We start from the raw sequence: 16,553 nt of genomic DNA, 5'->3' as shown, positions 1-16,553 counted from the left end.
TCTTGTTCTTCATCACCGATCGGGCACGAATGGCTTGCCGAGGCAGGCGGGCGTGTTGATCAGCGTCATGCGCCGGTTGTGCGATATCAGGATTAGTACGATAACAGTGGCGGCATAGGGAAGAGCCGACAGGAATTGCGAGGGAATGCCGAGGCCGAGCGCCTGCGCGTGCAACTGGCTGATGGAGACGGCGCCGAAGAGATAGCCGCCGGCCAGCAGCCGCCACGGCCGCCAGGAGGCGAAGACGACAAGCGCCAGCGCGATCCAGCCGCGCCCGGCCGACATGTTCTCCACCCATTGCGGCGTGTAGACGAGCGATAGCTGCGCGCCGGCGAGACCCGCGCATGCTCCGCCGAACATGACCGCCAGATAGCGCGTGCGGATGACGTGGATGCCAAGCGCATGCGCCGAGGCATGGTTGTCGCCGATCGCCCGGATCTTGAGCCCTGCCCGGCTGCGGAAAAGGAACCAGTTCACGCCGAAGACCAGCGCAATGGACAGGTAGAAGATCAGGTCCTGCTTGAAAAGCACCGCTCCGATGAACGGGATATCGGACAAGAGCGGAATGGCGATAGGCTGGAGCTTGATGCCGGACATGCCGACATAGGGCTCACCGATCTGCCCGGATATACCAAGGCCGAGAATGGTCAGCGCAAGGCCGGTCGCCACCTGATTGGCAACGAGCGTCAGTGTCAGAAAGCCGAAAAGCAGCGAAAACAGCGCGCCGCACGCAATGCCCGCGAGAATGCCGACATAGGGCGAACCGGTGGCCTGCGTAGCAGCAAAGGCGAGCACCGCCCCCATCACCATCATGCCTTCAACGCCGAGATTGAGCACGCCCGCCCGCTCCGACACGAGCTCGCCGAGCGAGGCGAGCACCAGCGGCGTGGCGGCGGTGACGACCGTCAGGAGGATGGCTTCGACGATACCCATCAGTGCGCTCCCCCTTCGGTGGTCTGGCGGAACCGGGAGAACACCAGCCGGATCTTGTACTGGATCAGCGTATCGCAGGAGAGCACGAAGAACAGGAGCAGACCCTGGAAAACACGCGTGACCTTGTCGGAGACACCGAGCGTCAGCTGCACGGCCTCGCCGCCGACATAGGTTAATGCCAGGAACAGGCCGGCGGCGATGATGCCGAGCGGATTGAGGCGACCAAGGAAGGCAACGATAATGGCGGTGAAGCCGTAGCCGGGCGAGATAACGGGTTGGAGCTTGCCGATGACGCCGCTGACTTCGGAAATCCCGGCAAGTCCGGCAAACGCGCCGGAAAGCAGCATGGAGAACCAGATCATGCGCCTGGAGGAAAAGCCGGCGAAGCGGCCTGCCCGTTCGGATTGGCCAAGCACGGTAATCTCGAAGCCCTTCAGCGTATAGCGCATCATGATCCACAGGCCGACGGCAGCGACGAAGGCGAAGACGAAACCGAGATTGGCGCGCCCGGAGGACACGAGTTCAGGCAGGATTGCCTCCGGCGCAAAATCGCGGCTAACCGGGAAATTGTAGGCATCCGGGCTGCGCCAGGGACCGCGCACCAGCCAGTCGAGGAAGAGCTGGGCGATATAGACCAGCATCAGGCTCGTCAGGATTTCGTTGGTGTTCATATGCGCCTTGAGGAAGGCGGGTATGGACGCATAGAGCGCACCACCGATCATGCCGAAAATCAGCATTAGCGGCAGAACCAGCGACGAATGCCAGTCGTGGAAGACGACCGGCACGATGGCGCCCGCAATCGCGCCGGCAATGAACTGCCCCTCGGCGCCGATGTTCCAATTGTTGGAGCGATAGCACACCGAAAGACCCGCGCCGATCAGGATGAGAGGCGCGGCCTTGATGGCGATTTCGTGCAGCGACCAGATGTCGAGTAGTGGCTCGATGAAGAAGCTGTAGAGTGCCGAAACCGGGTCCTTGCCAAGCAGCGCGAACATGATGCCGCCCGCAAACACCGTCAGCGCCAGCGCCAGAAACGGGGAAATCACGGAAAACAGCAGGGACGGGTTGGCGCGTCGTTCGAGTTCAATGCGCATGGGCAACCTCTTCGCCTTCCGTCTTGCCGTACATTCCACCCATCAGAAGGCCGATCTTTTCGCGCGTCAGCGCGTGGGCCGGATAGACATCCGACAGGCGTCCCTCGCTGATCACGGCGATCTCGGTCGCAACCTCGAAAATCTCGTCCAGATCCTGGCTGATGACGAGCACGGCCGAGCCGGATTTTGCGAGATCGACGAGCGCCTGGCGGATGCGGCTTGCCGCTCCCGCATCGACGCCCCAAGTCGGCTGATTGACGATCAGAACGGCGGGCTGGCGGTCGAGTTCGCGGCCGACAATGTACTTCTGGAGATTGCCCCCCGACAACGAGCCGGCCGCCGGATCGTCACCGCTCTTGCGTACGTCCATCGTCTCGGAAATGCGCCGTGATGCGAGGCGCACGACCGCGTGCTTGATGATACCAAGCACGCCACCGCCAAGGAAGGTCCGCCGGTCGGACTGGCTGCGCGCCAAAACAAGGTTGTCCGATAGCGGCAGCGACGGCACGGCCGCATGGCCATGGCGTTCCTCCGGCACGAAGCCCGCCCCCATCAGGCGGCGCGCCGTAATGCCGAGATTGCCGGCCGGCTTGTTGCGGATGAAAACGGCGGAGGCGTCCGCCGCGGGATATTCACCGGAAAGCGCGTCAAAAAGCTCGCCCTGCCCGTTACCGGCAACACCGGCGATAGCCAGCACTTCGCCACCGCGGACCTTGAGACAGACATTCTTGAGCGCGACTGCAAAGGGGGTGCGCGCGGGTACGCTCAGATGGCGCGCCTCCAGCAGCACGTCACCCTTGGTGTTCGTGCCGGCGGTGCTCACCGAGGCGACATCGCTGCCAACCATCATGCGCGCGAGCGAAGCCGGCGTTTCCTTGCGGGGGTCGCAGGCGCCCGTCACTTTGCCATGGCGCAGCACGGTCGCACGGTCGCAGATACGCTGCACCTCTTCCAGCCGGTGGCTGATATAGAGAACGGAACGCCCTTCAGCTTTCAGCTTGTCGAGTGTCTCAAACAGCCTGTCAGCCTCCTGCGGCGTTAGGACGGACGTGGGCTCGTCGAGAATGATCAGTTCGGGGTTTTGCAGCAGGGCGCGCACGATTTCGATGCGCTGGCGCTCCCCAACCGAGAGATCCGCAACATGCGCCTTTGGATCGAGCGGCAGGCCGTAAAGATGCGAAAGGCGCGATGCTTCCTCGGCGACCTTCGACAGCGATATGCCTGGGCTCAGCGATAGCGCGATGTTTTCGGCGACCGTCAGCGCCTCGAACAGGGAAAAATGCTGGAATACCATGCCGATGCCAAGACGGCGGGCGGCGCCGGGGCTCGGGATGCGCACGGAATCGCCCTTCCAGACGATCTCGCCGCTGGTCGGTGCCAGAACGCCGAAAAGCATCTTCACGAGCGTCGATTTTCCCGCACCGTTCTCGCCCAGCAGGGCATGGATCTCACCGGGCTGGATTTCGAGGTCGATGCCGTTGCAGGCGGCAAACGAACCGAACAATTTTGTCAGGCTGCGCACGGCCAATAAAGGTCCGCCCGCGGATGATCCAACGGCTGGCACTTTGCCCCTCTTTCCTGCGATCCCAGCCTTTATGCCCGTCCGGGCGGTCAGGGAATGAGCAGTGTCGTTCCACTCGTTTTTCTTGTTTCCAGATCCGTGTGCGCGCGCCCCGCGTCCGCCAACGGATAAGTCTGATTAATATTGATACGCACTTTGTTGCTTTGCACAATATCAAACAGCGAGTTTGCACATGCATCGAGTGCATCGCGCGTGGCAATATAGGCAAACAATGTCGGGCGCGTCGCGAAGAGCGAGCCCTTCTGCGCAAGCAGTCCCATGTTGAAGGCCTCGACCGGGCCGGAGGAATTGCCGAAGCTCACGAACATGCCGCGCGGTTTGAGGCAATCCAGCGATTTCGGAAAGGTGTCCTTGCCGACGGAATCGTAGACCACGTCGACACCCTTGCCGTCCGTCAACTCCCGCACGCGCTCGGCGAAATCTTCCTTGCCGTAATCGATGACATGGTCGTAGCCATGAGCGAGTGCGAGATCGATCTTGGCCTGCGAACCTGCCGTGCCGATCACGGTCGCGCCCAGTGCCTTTGCCCATTGCCCCGCGATCAGGCCGACGCCGCCTGCCGCAGCATGGAAGAGGATCACGGTGCCAGGCTTCACCTGATACGTCTGGAGAAGCAGATATTGCGCGGTCATGCCCTTCAGCATCATGGCTGCCGCCGTTTCCAGCGAAATGCCGTCCGGCACCCGCACGAGATGTCGCGTCGCGACATTGCGTTCTGCGGCATAGGCGCCGTCGGACGATCCGTAGGCTACGCGGTCACCAACGGCGAACTCCGTCACGCCCTCGCCCAGCGCCGTGACGATGCCCGCTCCCTCCTTGCCGGGAATGAATGGCAGGTCCGTCTTGTAGAGGCCTGTGCGGAAATAGACATCGATGAAGTTGAGGCCCACGGCCGCCTGCCGGATCTGTACTTCGCCCGGACCTGGCGCCTCAAGCGCGACATCCTCGAGCTTCAGCACCTCCGGTCCACCCAGGCTGCGAATGACGATCGCCTTGGTCATGGCATGCTTCCTTGCTTTCTAGCGACGGCCGAGACGGGGGAACACCTGCATTACGGCGCCGATGACATAGAGATAGAGTCCCGTCGCGACCACGCCCCACACGACCCACGTGGGCGATGCGAAATGCAGGAGCAGCGCATAACCGCTCAGCAGTGCCCAGAGGAAGAAAACAGCGAGATTGACGTTACGCAGCCGCTCCACCCGCACCGGGTGCAGGAAGTTGATCGGCATGAAAGTCAGGAAGACGGAAACGAAGACGATGATCGACGCGGTCAGTTCGCTCGCCTGTATGACGAACAGCGTAAAAACCACCATATTCCAGACCACAGGGAAGCCGGAGAAAAAGTATTCGTCGGTCTTCATGCCCATGTCGGCATAATAGATGGCGCTGGACACCACGATGGCGCCGGCCGCCACGAAGGACCACGGCTCGCCGATCATGCCGCTCTGGTAGAGCGCGAAGGCCGGCAGCAGCACATAGGTCACATAGTCGATAACATTGTCCAGCGTATCGCCGGACCAGTTCGGCAGCACTTCCTTGACGCGCACCTTGCGGGCGATCGGGCCGTCGATGCCATCGACAAGGAGTGCGAGGCCCAGCCACCAGAACATATCGACGAAGCGGTGCTCCGCTGCGGCGACAACGCCGAGAAAGGCCAGGAAAGAACCGGATGCCGTCAGGATGTGAACGGAAAAGGCGCGGATTTCCGCGTAGGGCACGCGCTTGTAGTTGAAAAACTTCATTGCCGGTCGCAGTCCATCCTGGGGCTTTGTCACGCGTTCGTCTTGTGCCGAACGCGCCCTCCTGTGCGGTCACGTCAGGTAATATGCATTGATTGCCCGCCATCGCCAGTGAAAATCCCGGCCTTTGCGCGCCGTTTGCGGCCTGCGCGGATTCATCCCATGGAAATTGCCTCTTTGCCGGCCTAGTCTTGCGGGATAGAAGCCCAGCAAAATCTGTGGGTAATCGCGTCGCGCTGCGGAGGCCGGTCATGAGACAATTCGATATCGCCATCGTCGGGGCCGGTCTTGCCGGCAATCTCGCCGCTTTGGCGCTCGCCGACTCGGGCCGCAGTGTCGCGCTGGTGGCACCGCCCGCCCGCAAGCCGGATGGCCGCACGACCGCACTTATGGACCAGTCCATCGCTTTCCTGACGACGCTCGGGCTGTGGGACGATATCGCCCCACACGCCGCGGCGCTGGAAACCATGCAGATCCTTGACGGGACCACGCGCCTGCTGCGCGCGCCGCCTGTTGCATTCCGCGCCGGCGAAGTCGGCCTTGCCGCCTTCGGCTACAACATCCCGAACGCCCCGTTCCTTGCGGTACTTGACCGCAAGATTTCTGAAAACGCAGGCATCGTGCGGATCGAGAACGGCGTGACGGCTGCCAGCATATTCGAAACCGGCGTCGAACTGATGCTGGATGACGGCGAGCGTGCCATGGCCTCGCTGGTCGTCGGCGCCGACGGTCGGCAATCGCTTGTCCGCCAGAGCGCGGGCATCGACGTGCGCGCCTGGTCCTATCCGCAATCGGCGCTCGTGCTCAATTTTGCCCATGACCGCCCACACGGCAACATCTCTACGGAGTTCCACACGGAGAGCGGTCCCTTCACCCAGGTTCCCCTGCCCGGCGATCGCTCCAGCCTTGTCTGGGTGCTGCCGCCGAAGGAAGCGGCAAGGCTCGCCGCCCTCCCCGTCGCAGACCTGAGCGTCGCCGTCGAGCAGCGCATGCAGTCCATGCTGGGCAAGGTTTCGGTGGAGGCAGGCGCCCAGAGTTTCCCGCTGTCCGGCATGACCGCCGACCATTTCGGCAAGGATCGTATCGTGCTGATCGGCGAAGCCGCCCATGCCTTCCCGCCGATCGGCGCGCAGGGCCTCAATCTCAGCCTGCGCGATATCATGGCCCTCAAGGACCTGCTGAAGACATTGGAGACGGCGAACGATGCCGCGATCGGCGCGCGTTTCGACCGCAAGCGCCAGGCGGATGTGCGTTCGCGTACGCTCAGCGTCGATCTCCTCAATCGTTCGCTGCTGTCGGATTTCCTGCCTGTGCAGTTTCTCCGCTCGGCCGGCCTTCACCTGCTCTCGACCATCGGCCCACTCCGCAGCGTGGTCATGCGAGAAGGCATCGAGCCACTCGGTTCGCTCAAGGCGTTTCGCGACGGCTTACGGGAACGGGTCGGGCGGAAGCAGGCCTGATTTGATGAGGTAGAGAAGCGCCGTGACCGTCGCGACGGACAGCACCGTCGTCACGAGAATGGTCGCGGATGCCCGCTCCTGCCACACGCCGTATTGCTGGCCGATGACGAAGACGTTGGTCGCGGTCGGAAGGGCGGCAAGCAGCACCGCCGTATAGACCCAGACCGGATCGAAACTCCCCGCGAGCCCGAGCATGAGATACATCGTCACCGGCAGCAGGATAAGCTTCGCCGGCACGATGTAGCCGATCTCGACCGGCACCCGCTTCAAGGGCCGCAGCGCCAAGGTGACGCCCATGGCAAAAAGCGCGCAGGGCGCGGCGGCCTGCGCCAGATAGTCGATCAAGCGCTGCAGCGGTGCCGGCGCTTCGAAACCGGTGAAGGCGGCAAGAAAGCCGGCCGCCGTTGCGATGATGAAGGGATGGGTGACGATCCGGCGCGCAACGCCTGCGGCGAGCCTGTGCGCCGGCTGCTTTTCCCCGCCACCGAGCGCCATCAGGGCCGGCGCAATCGAGAAATGCAGCATGTTTTCAAAGCAGAAGACGAGCGCCACGGGAACGGCCGCCGGTTCCCCGAAGGCCAGCAGCGCCAGTCCCGGCCCCATATAACCGATATTGCCATAGGCGGCCGCAAGGCCCTGGATCGTCGCCTCCCCCGTCGTTGCGCGACGCAACAGCAGGCCGGCGGCGAAGATGAGTGCGAAAACCAGATAGGTGGCGCTGACATTGGCGAGGATGAAATCGATCCGCGTCAGCTGCTCGATAGGCGTATTCGCCACGAGCTTGAAGAACAGCGCCGGCAGCGCGATGTAGATGATGAAGGTGTTGAGCCAGCCCAACGCCTCGATCGGCTGGCGCGTGATCCTTGCGACGACATAGCCCAGGAAAATCATGCCGAAGAACGGCAAAACCAGTCCGATGATGTCCGCCATGGCTGTCGCCCAATCCCGCGTGCTGAGGCTGATGCCCCGAACTAGCCGATTTGCGAGAGAATGGGAAACGTTTGCTGGAACCAGATGGCAACGGCGCTGATATAGCCGAAGATGAAGGCCAGTCCGGTGAGGATGAGCAGGATACCCATGACCTTCTCCACCGTGCCGAGGTGACGGCGGAACCGCACGAGAAAGCGCATGAAGGCGCCGGAGAAGCTGGCCGCGATCCAGAACGGAATTGCGAGCCCCAGCGAGTAGACGGCAAGCAGCGCCGCACCGTCCCCGACCGTTTCGCGTGCTGCCGCCACGCCGAGAATGGCGCCCAGCACCGGCCCAATACAGGGTGTCCAGCCGAAGGCGAAGGCAAGGCCCATCAGATACGCGCCCGATGCCGTCGCCGGCTTGCCGCCGCCCTGGAAGCGCGCCTCACGGGCAAAGAGCCCGATGCGCAGCACGCCGAGGAAATGAAGGCCCATCAGGATGATGATCACGCCGCCGACCTGGGCGAGGATGTCGAGATGCCGGCGCAGCACCATGCCGATGGTCGAGGCACCTGCCCCGAGCGCCACGAAGACCGTGGCGAAGCCGAGCGTGAAGAAGAAGGCCGCGAGCAGCACCGCTCCGCGCGTATCGCGCCGGACGGCGACCGCATCAGCGCCCTTGAACTGCTCGACGGAAATGCCGGCCATGTAGCAGAGATAGGGCGGCACCAGAGGCAGCACGCAGGGCGAGAGGAACGAAAGCGCTCCGGCCAGCAGTGCGCTCAGAAGGGAAATATCGGCAATCGACACAGGCTACTCCGCAAGGCCGGGGCAAGACGGCCAAGCCGCGCGACACCCCTCAAGCCTCCAAACATGCCTCCTGATAGCCGCCGCACCCCCGCCCTGCCAATCACCTTTTGGAGAACGCGGCGAAATGTCTTGGGCGAAGTCGGACAGGTTCAGGAAACTGGTGCGGGCGGCGGGGATCGAACCCGCACAGCCAAGGCCGAGGGATTTTAAGTCCCTTGCGTCTACCAGTTTCGCCACGCCCGCATTGCGCTTCCAATACCATGCCGGGGCGACATTGGAAGCTCCGCTCGGCGCGAATATCTGCAAATTTCGCTTCCCGTTGCCATTCGGCAAAGAGGCATTGCCCTGTTACGGGAAAACAAAAAGGGTGCGGCCGCTGACGCTGGCCGCACCCTCTTATTCAGCGATGTTTCAGGAGAACATCAGGCCGAAAGCTTGGCCGCGAGCTTCGCGACATGGGCGCCCTGGAAGCGGGCGGCATCCAGTTCGACCTGCGAAGGCTGGCGCGAACCGTCGCCGTCGGTGATGGTGGAGGCACCGTAGGGCGAGCCGCCCTTGATTTCGTCGACGCCCATCTGGCCCTGGAAGGCATAGGGAAGGCCGGCGACGACCAGACCGTGGTGGAGAAGGGTCGGGATGAAGCCGAGGATCGTCGATTCCTGGCCGCCGTGCTGCGTGGCCGACGAGGTGAAGACCGATCCGACCTTGCCGACGAGCTTGCCGGCAGCCCACAGGCCACCCGTCTGGTCCCAGAAGTTGCGCATCTGCGAAGCAACCGTGCCGAAGCGCGTGCCGGCGCCGACAATGATGGCATCGTAGTCAGCGAGTTCGTTGACCGTGGCGATCTCGGCCTTCTGGTCGAGCTTGTAGTAGGATGCCTTGGCGACTTCTTCGGAAACCAGTTCCGGAACGCGCTTGACGGTCACGTCGGCGCCGGCCGACTTTGCGCCTTCCGCCACGGCATACGCCATCGCTTCGATATGTCCGTAGGCCGAATAATAAAGAACCAGTACTTTCGCCATTGTCGTCTCCTGTTCGAAAAGGGCTTTCCGCTTGATCGCGGTGTCGTCTTGGATGTAGCACTTCGATGTGACAGCGTCACAACCCGCAGGGTCGACAGACTGTTCACCCAGTGTTGACAATACCCGCCGCCCGGTTGGGTTTCCATCCGAAATTCAGGACATCACCATGAGTTCCACGTCTGTCGCCACCGCCGCCATGCTCGCTATTGGTGACGAACTGCTGTCAGGCCGCACCAAGGACAAGAATATCGGCCAGCTCGCCGACGTACTGTTCCTCGCCGGCATCGACCTCAAGGAGGTGCGCATCGTCGGCGACGACGAGGATGCCATCGTCGAGGCGCTCAATGCGCTGCGCGCTCGCTATACCTATGTCTTCACCTCCGGCGGCATCGGTCCGACGCATGACGACATTACGGCAGACGCGATATCGAAGGCCTTCGGCGTACCGTGCCTGCATGATCCGCTCGCCATGCAGCTTCTAGGCGCGATGTACGAACGGCGCGGCGTGGAGTTCAACGAGGCCCGCCAGCGCATGGCGCGCATGCCGCAAGGGGCGGTCCACATCGAGAACGCAGTCTCGACTGCGCCTGGCTTCAATATCGGCAATGTCTATGTCATGGCCGGCGTTCCCCAGGTCTTCACCGCCATGCTCGGAACGATCATTCCTAAGCTGGAAGGGGGCGTTCCCATGCTGTCGCGCTCCGTCGCGTCGCCCTTTGGCGAGGGCGATATCGGCAGCGCGCTCGCGGCCATCCAGAAGAACCATCCAGAGACCAGCATCGGTTCCTATCCGCGCTTTTCCGAAAACCGGTTCTCGACGGAAATCGTCATTCGCAGCCGAGAAGAGGCCCCCGCCGAGGCCGCCGAACGTGATATAATGGCGATGATCGCCGAAATTGCTGCCGGCAAGGCAGCTTCTTGATCCTGATCAAGGTTCTGGCTGTATTGCGGGCGCAGATTTCGAGCGAACCAGATAGGAGGCCGAAATGACCTACAAGACCATTGTCGCGGTGCTGAGCACCGCAGAAGACGCCGGCAAGGTGACGGATCATGCCCTTGCGCTTGCGCGTCGCACGGGCGGCCACGTCATCGGCATTCACGCGGAAGCGCCCGTCGTCGTGACGCTGATCGCACCGATGGAATATCCCGATCCGAATGCCGTCCTGCAATTGCAGGAAAGGGCACAGCAACAGTCCCGCGCGGTGGAGGAAGCCTTCCGTTCCCGTTGCGAGCGTGACGATATTTCCTATGAATGGCGGCTGTTTACCGGTTCGGCCGGATACGCCTCCGCGGGTGTCATCGACAGCGCGCGCAGTGCCGACATCGTGCTTGCCGCGCAGTTCGACCCGGACATGGATGGCCCGGCCCGCGAGGATATCGAGGACCTGCTCTATGAAAGCGGTCGCCCTCTTTATCTTGTCTCCAACGCGCCGGCAGGCCCCGTCCCGATCGAGCGTGTGCTCGTGGCCTGGAACGGCTCGCGTGAATCGACCCGCGCCGTGTTCGATGCCCTGCCCTTCCTGACCGCCGCCAAGGAGGTCGAGATTTTCGCAATCGATCCGCCGGAGACCTCCATGCAGTCGCGCGATTTCTGCGGCGCCGAACTCGCCTCCACCCTGGCGCGCCATGGTGTCAGGGCGACGGTATCCTCCGGTGCTTCCGAGGGCCGATCGGTGGCCGATGTGCTCAATCATCGCGCCACTGAAATCGACGCCGGCCTCATCGTCATGGGTGCCTACAGTCACTCGCGGCTGCGTCAGCGACTGTTCGGCGGTGTCACCAGCGCGCTGATGCGTGATGCCCGCGTGCCGACGCTGATGTCGCGCTGACCCGTTGAATGCGATGACTTGCCTGTGGATCGGCGGCTGACGAGGGTCTGCCGCCGATTTTCTTGGGGTCAGGTTTGCAGTAGAGAGGTGGAATCTTCTTTTTCCGCCGTTCAGGAGCCCGTCATGTCGCTGCCCGACAAAGCCTTTCCCGTTTCCTGGGACCAGTTTCACCGCGACGCGCGCGCCCTCGCCTGGCGCCTGGCCGACGGCGACCGAGAATGGAAGGCGATCGTCTGTATTACGCGCGGCGGCCTCGTGCCGGCTGCGGTCATTTCCCGCGAGCTCAACATCCGCCTCATTGAGACGGTGTGCGTCGCCTCCTACCACGACTATGTCTCGCAAGGGGAAATGCACGTTCTGAAGGGAATTTCACCGGAGCTCACCCAACAGGGCGGCGAAGGCATCCTCATCGTTGATGACCTCACCGATACCGGCAAGACCGCTGCACAGGTTCGCGCCATGCTGCCGAAGGCGCATTTCGCAGCCGTCTACGCCAAGCCGAAAGGCCGTCCACTCGTGGATACCTTTGTGACCGAGGTCAGCCAGGACACCTGGATCTATTTTCCCTGGGATATGGGTTTCACGTACCAGGAACCGATTGCCAAGGGCTCGCGCGGCTGACACGCCGCCGCTCTTGAGCCGCGCCATGCGCGGTGCACCAGCCCTTCCAAGCCGGCGCATATGTCTTATGCCGCCGGCTTTTCCTTGCCGGCGGACGGCTGGAAGGGCGGCAGACAGAATCACTTTATCCACGGATCACAGAGCGGCCGGGATGACCATTCCCAAAAGTCCGAACCGGGATAATGCCCCGTGTTTTTACCCCTCATTTTTTCTCGTTTTCCACAGCGGTGTATCGGCTGCCCTGCCCGTTTGGCCGGAACCGCCTGAGTTATCAGGCGTTGAGCTCTGTCCCCATTTTCCACAGCCGCATGGCACAAGATATAGGGTTCAAACTTCGTTCACAAACCAGCCCTTGACGAGAATCAGGCAGATGGGGTTAATGAGAACCAAGGTTGCGGCGGCGCCTGAACCGTAAGTCACGAGGTCGGTTCTCATCACGAAATCGCGTTGGATGCGCATGTGGCCGGGCGGAATATCCGCTCGCCACAAGGGTATTTTCGCGTCCTTTTTCTGGTGCGCCAAAGTTCCCTGAAGCACTGGCATAAAGAAACTGTTAATACTATATTTAGCGTTTGCAGCCAGAATAAGCACAAGATACAGGAATACCCGAGATCAAATCGGGTTTCCCATACGGACTGGAAGATCGGGGCTGGCTGCAGGGATATTGCGGCCTGGCGGGGATATTTTTGCCCTGTTTTGCGACAGGATGCGGCACAGAGGACAACGGACAATGCGTATAGAACGTCGTTTCACCAAACCGGGCCAATCGGCCTATGCGGACATCGAGTTCCGCAAGGCCACCAGCGAGATCAAGAACCCGGATGGATCCATCGTCTTCCGGCTGGCCGATATCGATGTGCCCCAGCAGTTCAGCCAGGTCGCAGCCGACATCCTCGCCCAGAAGTACTTCCGCAAGGCTGGCGTGCCCGCGCGCCTGAAGAAGGTCGAGGAAAACGACGTACCGTCGTTCCTGTGGCGCTCCGTGCCGGACGCCGAAGCCTTGAAGGCGCTCCCCGAGGGTGAGCGCTTCGGCTCGGAAACCGATGCGCGCCAGGTCTTCGACCGTCTCGCCGGCACCTGGACCTACTGGGGCTGGAAGGGCAAGTACTTCGCAACCGAGGAAGACGCCGCCGCCTTCAAGGACGAACTCGCCTATATGCTCGCCACCCAGCGCGTCGCACCGAACTCGCCGCAGTGGTTCAACACCGGCCTGCACTGGGCCTATGGCATCGACGGCCCCGGTCAGGGCCATTTCTATGTCGACCCCTTCACCGGCAAGCTGACCAAGTCCAAGTCGGCTTACGAGCATCCCCAGCCGCATGCCTGCTTCATCCAGTCCGTCGAGGACGATCTCGTCAACGAGAACGGCATCATGGACCTGTGGGTGCGTGAAGCCCGCCTCTTCAAATACGGCTCGGGCACCGGCTCCAACTTCTCGCATCTGCGCGGCGAAGGCGAAAAGCTTTCGGGCGGCGGCCGTTCCTCCGGCCTGATGAGCTTCCTGAAGATCGGCGACCGGGCAGCCGGCGCCATCAAGTCGGGCGGCACGACGCGTCGTGCGGCCAAGATGGTCGTGGTCGACATCGACCATCCGGATATCGAGGCCTACATCAACTGGAAGGTCAAGGAAGAGCAGAAGGTCGCGGCCCTCGTCACCGGCTCCAAGATCGTCGCCGGTCACCTGAAGGCCATCATGAAGGCCTGCGTCAACTGCTCGGCCGAAGGCGACCGCTGCTACGACCCGGCTGAAAACCCGGCGCTGAGGCGCGAAATCCGCGCAGCCAAGAAGTCCCAGGTCCCGGAAAACTACATCAAGCGCGTTATCCAGTTCGCCAAGCAGGGCTACAAGGACCTTGAGTTCAAGACCTACGACACGGACTGGGATTCGGAAGCCTACCTCACGGTCTCCGGCCAGAACTCCAACAACTCCGTCTCGCTCAAGGACGACTTCCTGCGGGCCGTAGAGAATGACTACGACTGGAACCTGACCGCCCGCAAGGACGGCAAGGTCATGAAGACGCTGAAGGCGCGTGACCTCTGGGAGCAGATCTCCTATGCCGCCTGGGCGTCCGCCGATCCGGGCCTGCACTTCAACACGACGATGAACGACTGGCACACCTCGCCGGCCGCGGGCCCGATCCGCGCCTCGAACCCGTGCTCGGAATACATGTTCCTCGACGATACCGCCTGCAACCTCGCCTCGCTGAACCTGCTTCAGTTCAAGGATGCGGCCACCAAGAACATCAACATTGCCGATTACGAACACGCCGTGCGCCTCTGGACCATCGTGCTGGAAGTCTCGGTCATGATGGCGCAGTTCCCCTCGCGCCAGATCGCGGAACGCTCCTACGAGTACCGCACGCTCGGCCTCGGCTACGCCAATATCGGCGGCCTGCTGATGTCCTCCGGCATTCCGTATGACTCGACGGAAGGCCGCGCCATCGCCGGTGCACTGACCGCCATCATGACGGGCGTCTCTTATGCGACCTCCGCCGAGATGGCGAGCGAGCTCGGTCCGTTCCCGAATTTCGAGCCGAACCGCGACAACATGCTGCGCGTCATGCGCAACCACCGCCGCGCCGCCTATGGCGAAACCACCGGTTATGAGGCTCTCTCCGTCAACCCGGTCGCCCTCATCCATGACGAGTGCCCGGACCAGACGCTGATCGTTCATGCCAAGGCTGCCTGGGACAAGGCCGTCGCGCTCGGTGAAAAGCACGGCTACCGCAATGCCCAGACGACCGTTATCGCGCCGACCGGCACGATCGGCCTCGTCATGGACTGCGACACGACCGGCATCGAGCCCGACTTCGCGCTGGTGAAGTTCAAGAAGCTGGCCGGCGGCGGTTACTTCAAGATCATCAACCGCGCCGTTCCCGAAGCGCTGCGCACGCTCGGCTACTCCGAAAGCCAGATCGCCGAGATCGAGGCCTATGCCGTCGGCCACGGCAACCTCAATCAGGCGCCGGCCGTCAACCCCGGCTCGCTGAAGGCAAAGGGCTTTACCGACGAGAAGATCGAAGCGGTCAGCGCAGGCCTCAAGGCCGCCTTCGACATCAAGTTCGCCTTCAACCAGTGGACGCTTGGCGCCGACTTCCTCAAGGAAACCCTCAAGGTTTCCGACGAGCAGCTCTCCGACATGTCCTTCAACCTTCTGGAGCATATCGGCTTCTCGAAGAAGGAGATCGAGGCTGCCAACATCCACGTCTGCGGTGCCATGACGCTGGAAGGCGCGCCGTTCCTGAAGGCGGAGCACCTCGCCGTCTTCGATTGCGCCAACCCCTGCGGCAAGATCGGCAAGCGCTACCTTTCGGTCGAAAGCCACATCCGCATGATGGCGGCCGCCCAGCCCTTCATCTCGGGCGCGATTTCCAAGACGATCAACATGCCGAACGAGGCGACCGTCGAGGACTGCAAGAACGCCTACATGCTTTCGTGGAAGCTTGCGCTGAAGGCCAACGCCCTCTACCGCGACGGCTCCAAGCTCTCCCAGCCGCTCAACGCCTCGCTGATCGAGGATGAAGAGGACGAGGACGACGCGATCGAGGCGCTGGTTGCAGCCCCCGCTGCCGCACAGGCCGTCACGGTCACGGAAAAGATCGTCGAGCGCATCATCGAGCGTGTCGTGCGTGACCGCGAAAAGCTGCCGAACCGCCGCCAGGGTTACACCCAGAAGGCTGTCGTTGGTGGACACAAGGTCTATCTGCGCACCGGCGAGTTCGGTGACGGCCGCCTCGGTGAGATCTTCATCGACATGCACAAGGAAGGTGCCGCCTTCCGTGCGATGATGAACAACTTCGCCATCGCCATCTCGCTGGGTCTCCAGTACGGCGTGCCGCTCGAGGAATATGTGGAGGCCTTCACCTTCACCAAATTCGAGCCGGCCGGCATGGTTCAGGGTAACGACGCGATCAAGAATGCGACCTCGATCCTCGACTACGTGTTCCGCGAACTCGCCGTGTCCTATCTCGGCCGCCATGACCTCGCGCATGTCGACCAGTCTGACTTCTCCAACACGGCGCTCGGCAAGGGCATCCAGGAAGGCAAGACCAACCCGTTCTCGACCGGCTGGACGCGCGGCCACAAGCCGACGCTCATCCAGGGCGGCCAGTCGGGCGAGCGCCAGCTCGGCGAACCGAAGGGTGCGGCGACTGCCGCTCCGGCAAAGGCAGCCGCGACCGGCAACGTGACGGCTTTCGCCGGCAGCGCCGCGCGCAAGATCGAGCCGACCGTGGCGATCTCCACCAACGAAATCGTCGCCTTCAAGCGCGATTACGAGGAGCGCGCGGCCGACCTCGCCGAGGAGATCGCGGAAGAGGTCGCCGGAGAAGCCGAACAGAGCGTAACCGCCCTCTTCTCCGACAAGGCCGCAGCCGAAGCGGCATCTGCGAAGGCCGATGCCAAGAAGCTCGAAGCCGAACGCCGCATGCGCTCGATTGCTCAAGGCTATACTGGCAACATGTGCTCCGAGTGCCAGAACTTCACCATGGTGCGCAACGGCACCTGCGAGAAGTGCGATACCTGCGGCGCAACAAGCGGCTGCTCCTGA

Annotated in this window: 13 protein-coding genes and 1 tRNA gene; 5 read left to right on the top strand and 9 right to left on the bottom strand. The window is 62.5% G+C overall.

Annotated elements, in window-relative coordinates; all coding sequences use genetic code 11:
• Positions 1-12 precede the first annotated feature (12 nt).
• The 5 genes from MKI86_RS00510 to pcsA are packed head-to-tail and all read right to left on the bottom strand — an operon-like array spanning position 13 to position 5,354.
• Entirely contained in the window at positions 13-933 is a 921-nt protein-coding gene (locus MKI86_RS00510) for an ABC transporter permease (protein ID WP_241595736.1), read from the bottom strand.
• Positions 933-2,027, bottom strand: a complete 1,095-nt coding sequence (locus tag MKI86_RS00505; RefSeq protein ID WP_241595732.1) for an ABC transporter permease — start codon at positions 2,025-2,027, stop codon at positions 933-935. Before MKI86_RS00505 ends, MKI86_RS00510 begins: the two co-directional genes overlap by 1 nt.
• A complete protein-coding gene (locus tag MKI86_RS00500; protein ID WP_241595729.1) occupies positions 2,017-3,591 on the bottom strand; it encodes an ABC transporter ATP-binding protein in 1,575 nt (524 codons plus the stop codon). Before MKI86_RS00500 ends, MKI86_RS00505 begins: the two co-directional genes overlap by 11 nt.
• A gap of 47 nt (positions 3,592-3,638) precedes the next feature.
• On the bottom strand, positions 3,639-4,610 hold the full coding sequence (locus tag MKI86_RS00495; RefSeq protein WP_241595727.1) for a quinone oxidoreductase family protein: 972 nt from the start codon (positions 4,608-4,610) through the stop codon (positions 3,639-3,641).
• Positions 4,611-4,628: 18 nt separating this feature from the next.
• The gene (gene pcsA / locus MKI86_RS00490; RefSeq protein WP_241595724.1) at positions 4,629-5,354 is read right to left on the bottom strand and encodes a phosphatidylcholine synthase; all 726 of its coding nucleotides are present in this window, start codon (positions 5,352-5,354) and stop codon (positions 4,629-4,631) included.
• Between the two features lie 248 nt (positions 5,355-5,602).
• Here pcsA and MKI86_RS00485 point away from each other — a divergent pair, with 248 nt between their 5' ends.
• Complete coding sequence (locus MKI86_RS00485; protein WP_241595723.1) at positions 5,603-6,811, top strand: UbiH/UbiF family hydroxylase; 1,209 nt, start codon at positions 5,603-5,605, stop codon at positions 6,809-6,811.
• Here the strand turns inward: MKI86_RS00485 and MKI86_RS00480 are convergent.
• The 4 genes from MKI86_RS00480 to wrbA all read right to left on the bottom strand — a co-directional run bounded on the left by MKI86_RS00480 (position 6,779) and on the right by wrbA (position 9,554).
• Complete coding sequence (locus MKI86_RS00480; protein WP_241595720.1) at positions 6,779-7,741, bottom strand: AEC family transporter; 963 nt, start codon at positions 7,739-7,741, stop codon at positions 6,779-6,781. The genes MKI86_RS00485 and MKI86_RS00480 overlap by 33 nt on opposite strands.
• Before the next feature lie 41 nt (positions 7,742-7,782).
• Positions 7,783-8,532: a cytochrome c biogenesis CcdA family protein gene (locus tag MKI86_RS00475; protein ID WP_241595717.1), complete on the bottom strand. Its 750-nt coding sequence runs from the start codon at positions 8,530-8,532 to the stop codon at positions 7,783-7,785.
• A 158-nt stretch (positions 8,533-8,690) separates the two neighbouring features.
• Positions 8,691-8,775: transfer RNA gene (locus MKI86_RS00470), tRNA-Leu, on the bottom strand.
• Positions 8,776-8,954: 179 nt separating this feature from the next.
• Complete coding sequence (gene wrbA / locus MKI86_RS00465) at positions 8,955-9,554, bottom strand: NAD(P)H:quinone oxidoreductase type IV (protein WP_241595714.1); 600 nt, start codon at positions 9,552-9,554, stop codon at positions 8,955-8,957.
• A 166-nt stretch (positions 9,555-9,720) separates the two neighbouring features.
• Here wrbA and MKI86_RS00460 point away from each other — a divergent pair, with 166 nt between their 5' ends.
• The 4 genes from MKI86_RS00460 (at position 9,721) to MKI86_RS00445 (ending at position 16,553) form a co-directional block, all read left to right on the top strand.
• Entirely contained in the window at positions 9,721-10,476 is a 756-nt protein-coding gene (locus MKI86_RS00460; protein WP_241595711.1) for a competence/damage-inducible protein A, read from the top strand.
• Positions 10,477-10,540: 64 nt separating this feature from the next.
• Complete coding sequence (locus tag MKI86_RS00455; RefSeq protein ID WP_241595708.1) at positions 10,541-11,383, top strand: universal stress protein; 843 nt, start codon at positions 10,541-10,543, stop codon at positions 11,381-11,383.
• Between the two features lie 123 nt (positions 11,384-11,506).
• Positions 11,507-12,004, top strand: coding sequence for a xanthine phosphoribosyltransferase (gpt, locus tag MKI86_RS00450; RefSeq protein WP_134649223.1), 498 nt, complete (start codon positions 11,507-11,509; stop codon positions 12,002-12,004).
• A gap of 730 nt (positions 12,005-12,734) precedes the next feature.
• Positions 12,735-16,553 (top strand): vitamin B12-dependent ribonucleotide reductase, encoded by a 3,819-nt coding sequence (locus MKI86_RS00445; protein WP_241595705.1) that lies wholly within the window; start codon positions 12,735-12,737, stop codon positions 16,551-16,553.

It is taken from the genome of Shinella sedimenti, from assembly GCF_022601905.1.
GTDB classification, from domain to species: Bacteria; Pseudomonadota; Alphaproteobacteria; order Rhizobiales; family Rhizobiaceae; genus Shinella; species Shinella sedimenti.
This window is presented reverse-complemented; position numbering and strand designations above follow the sequence as displayed.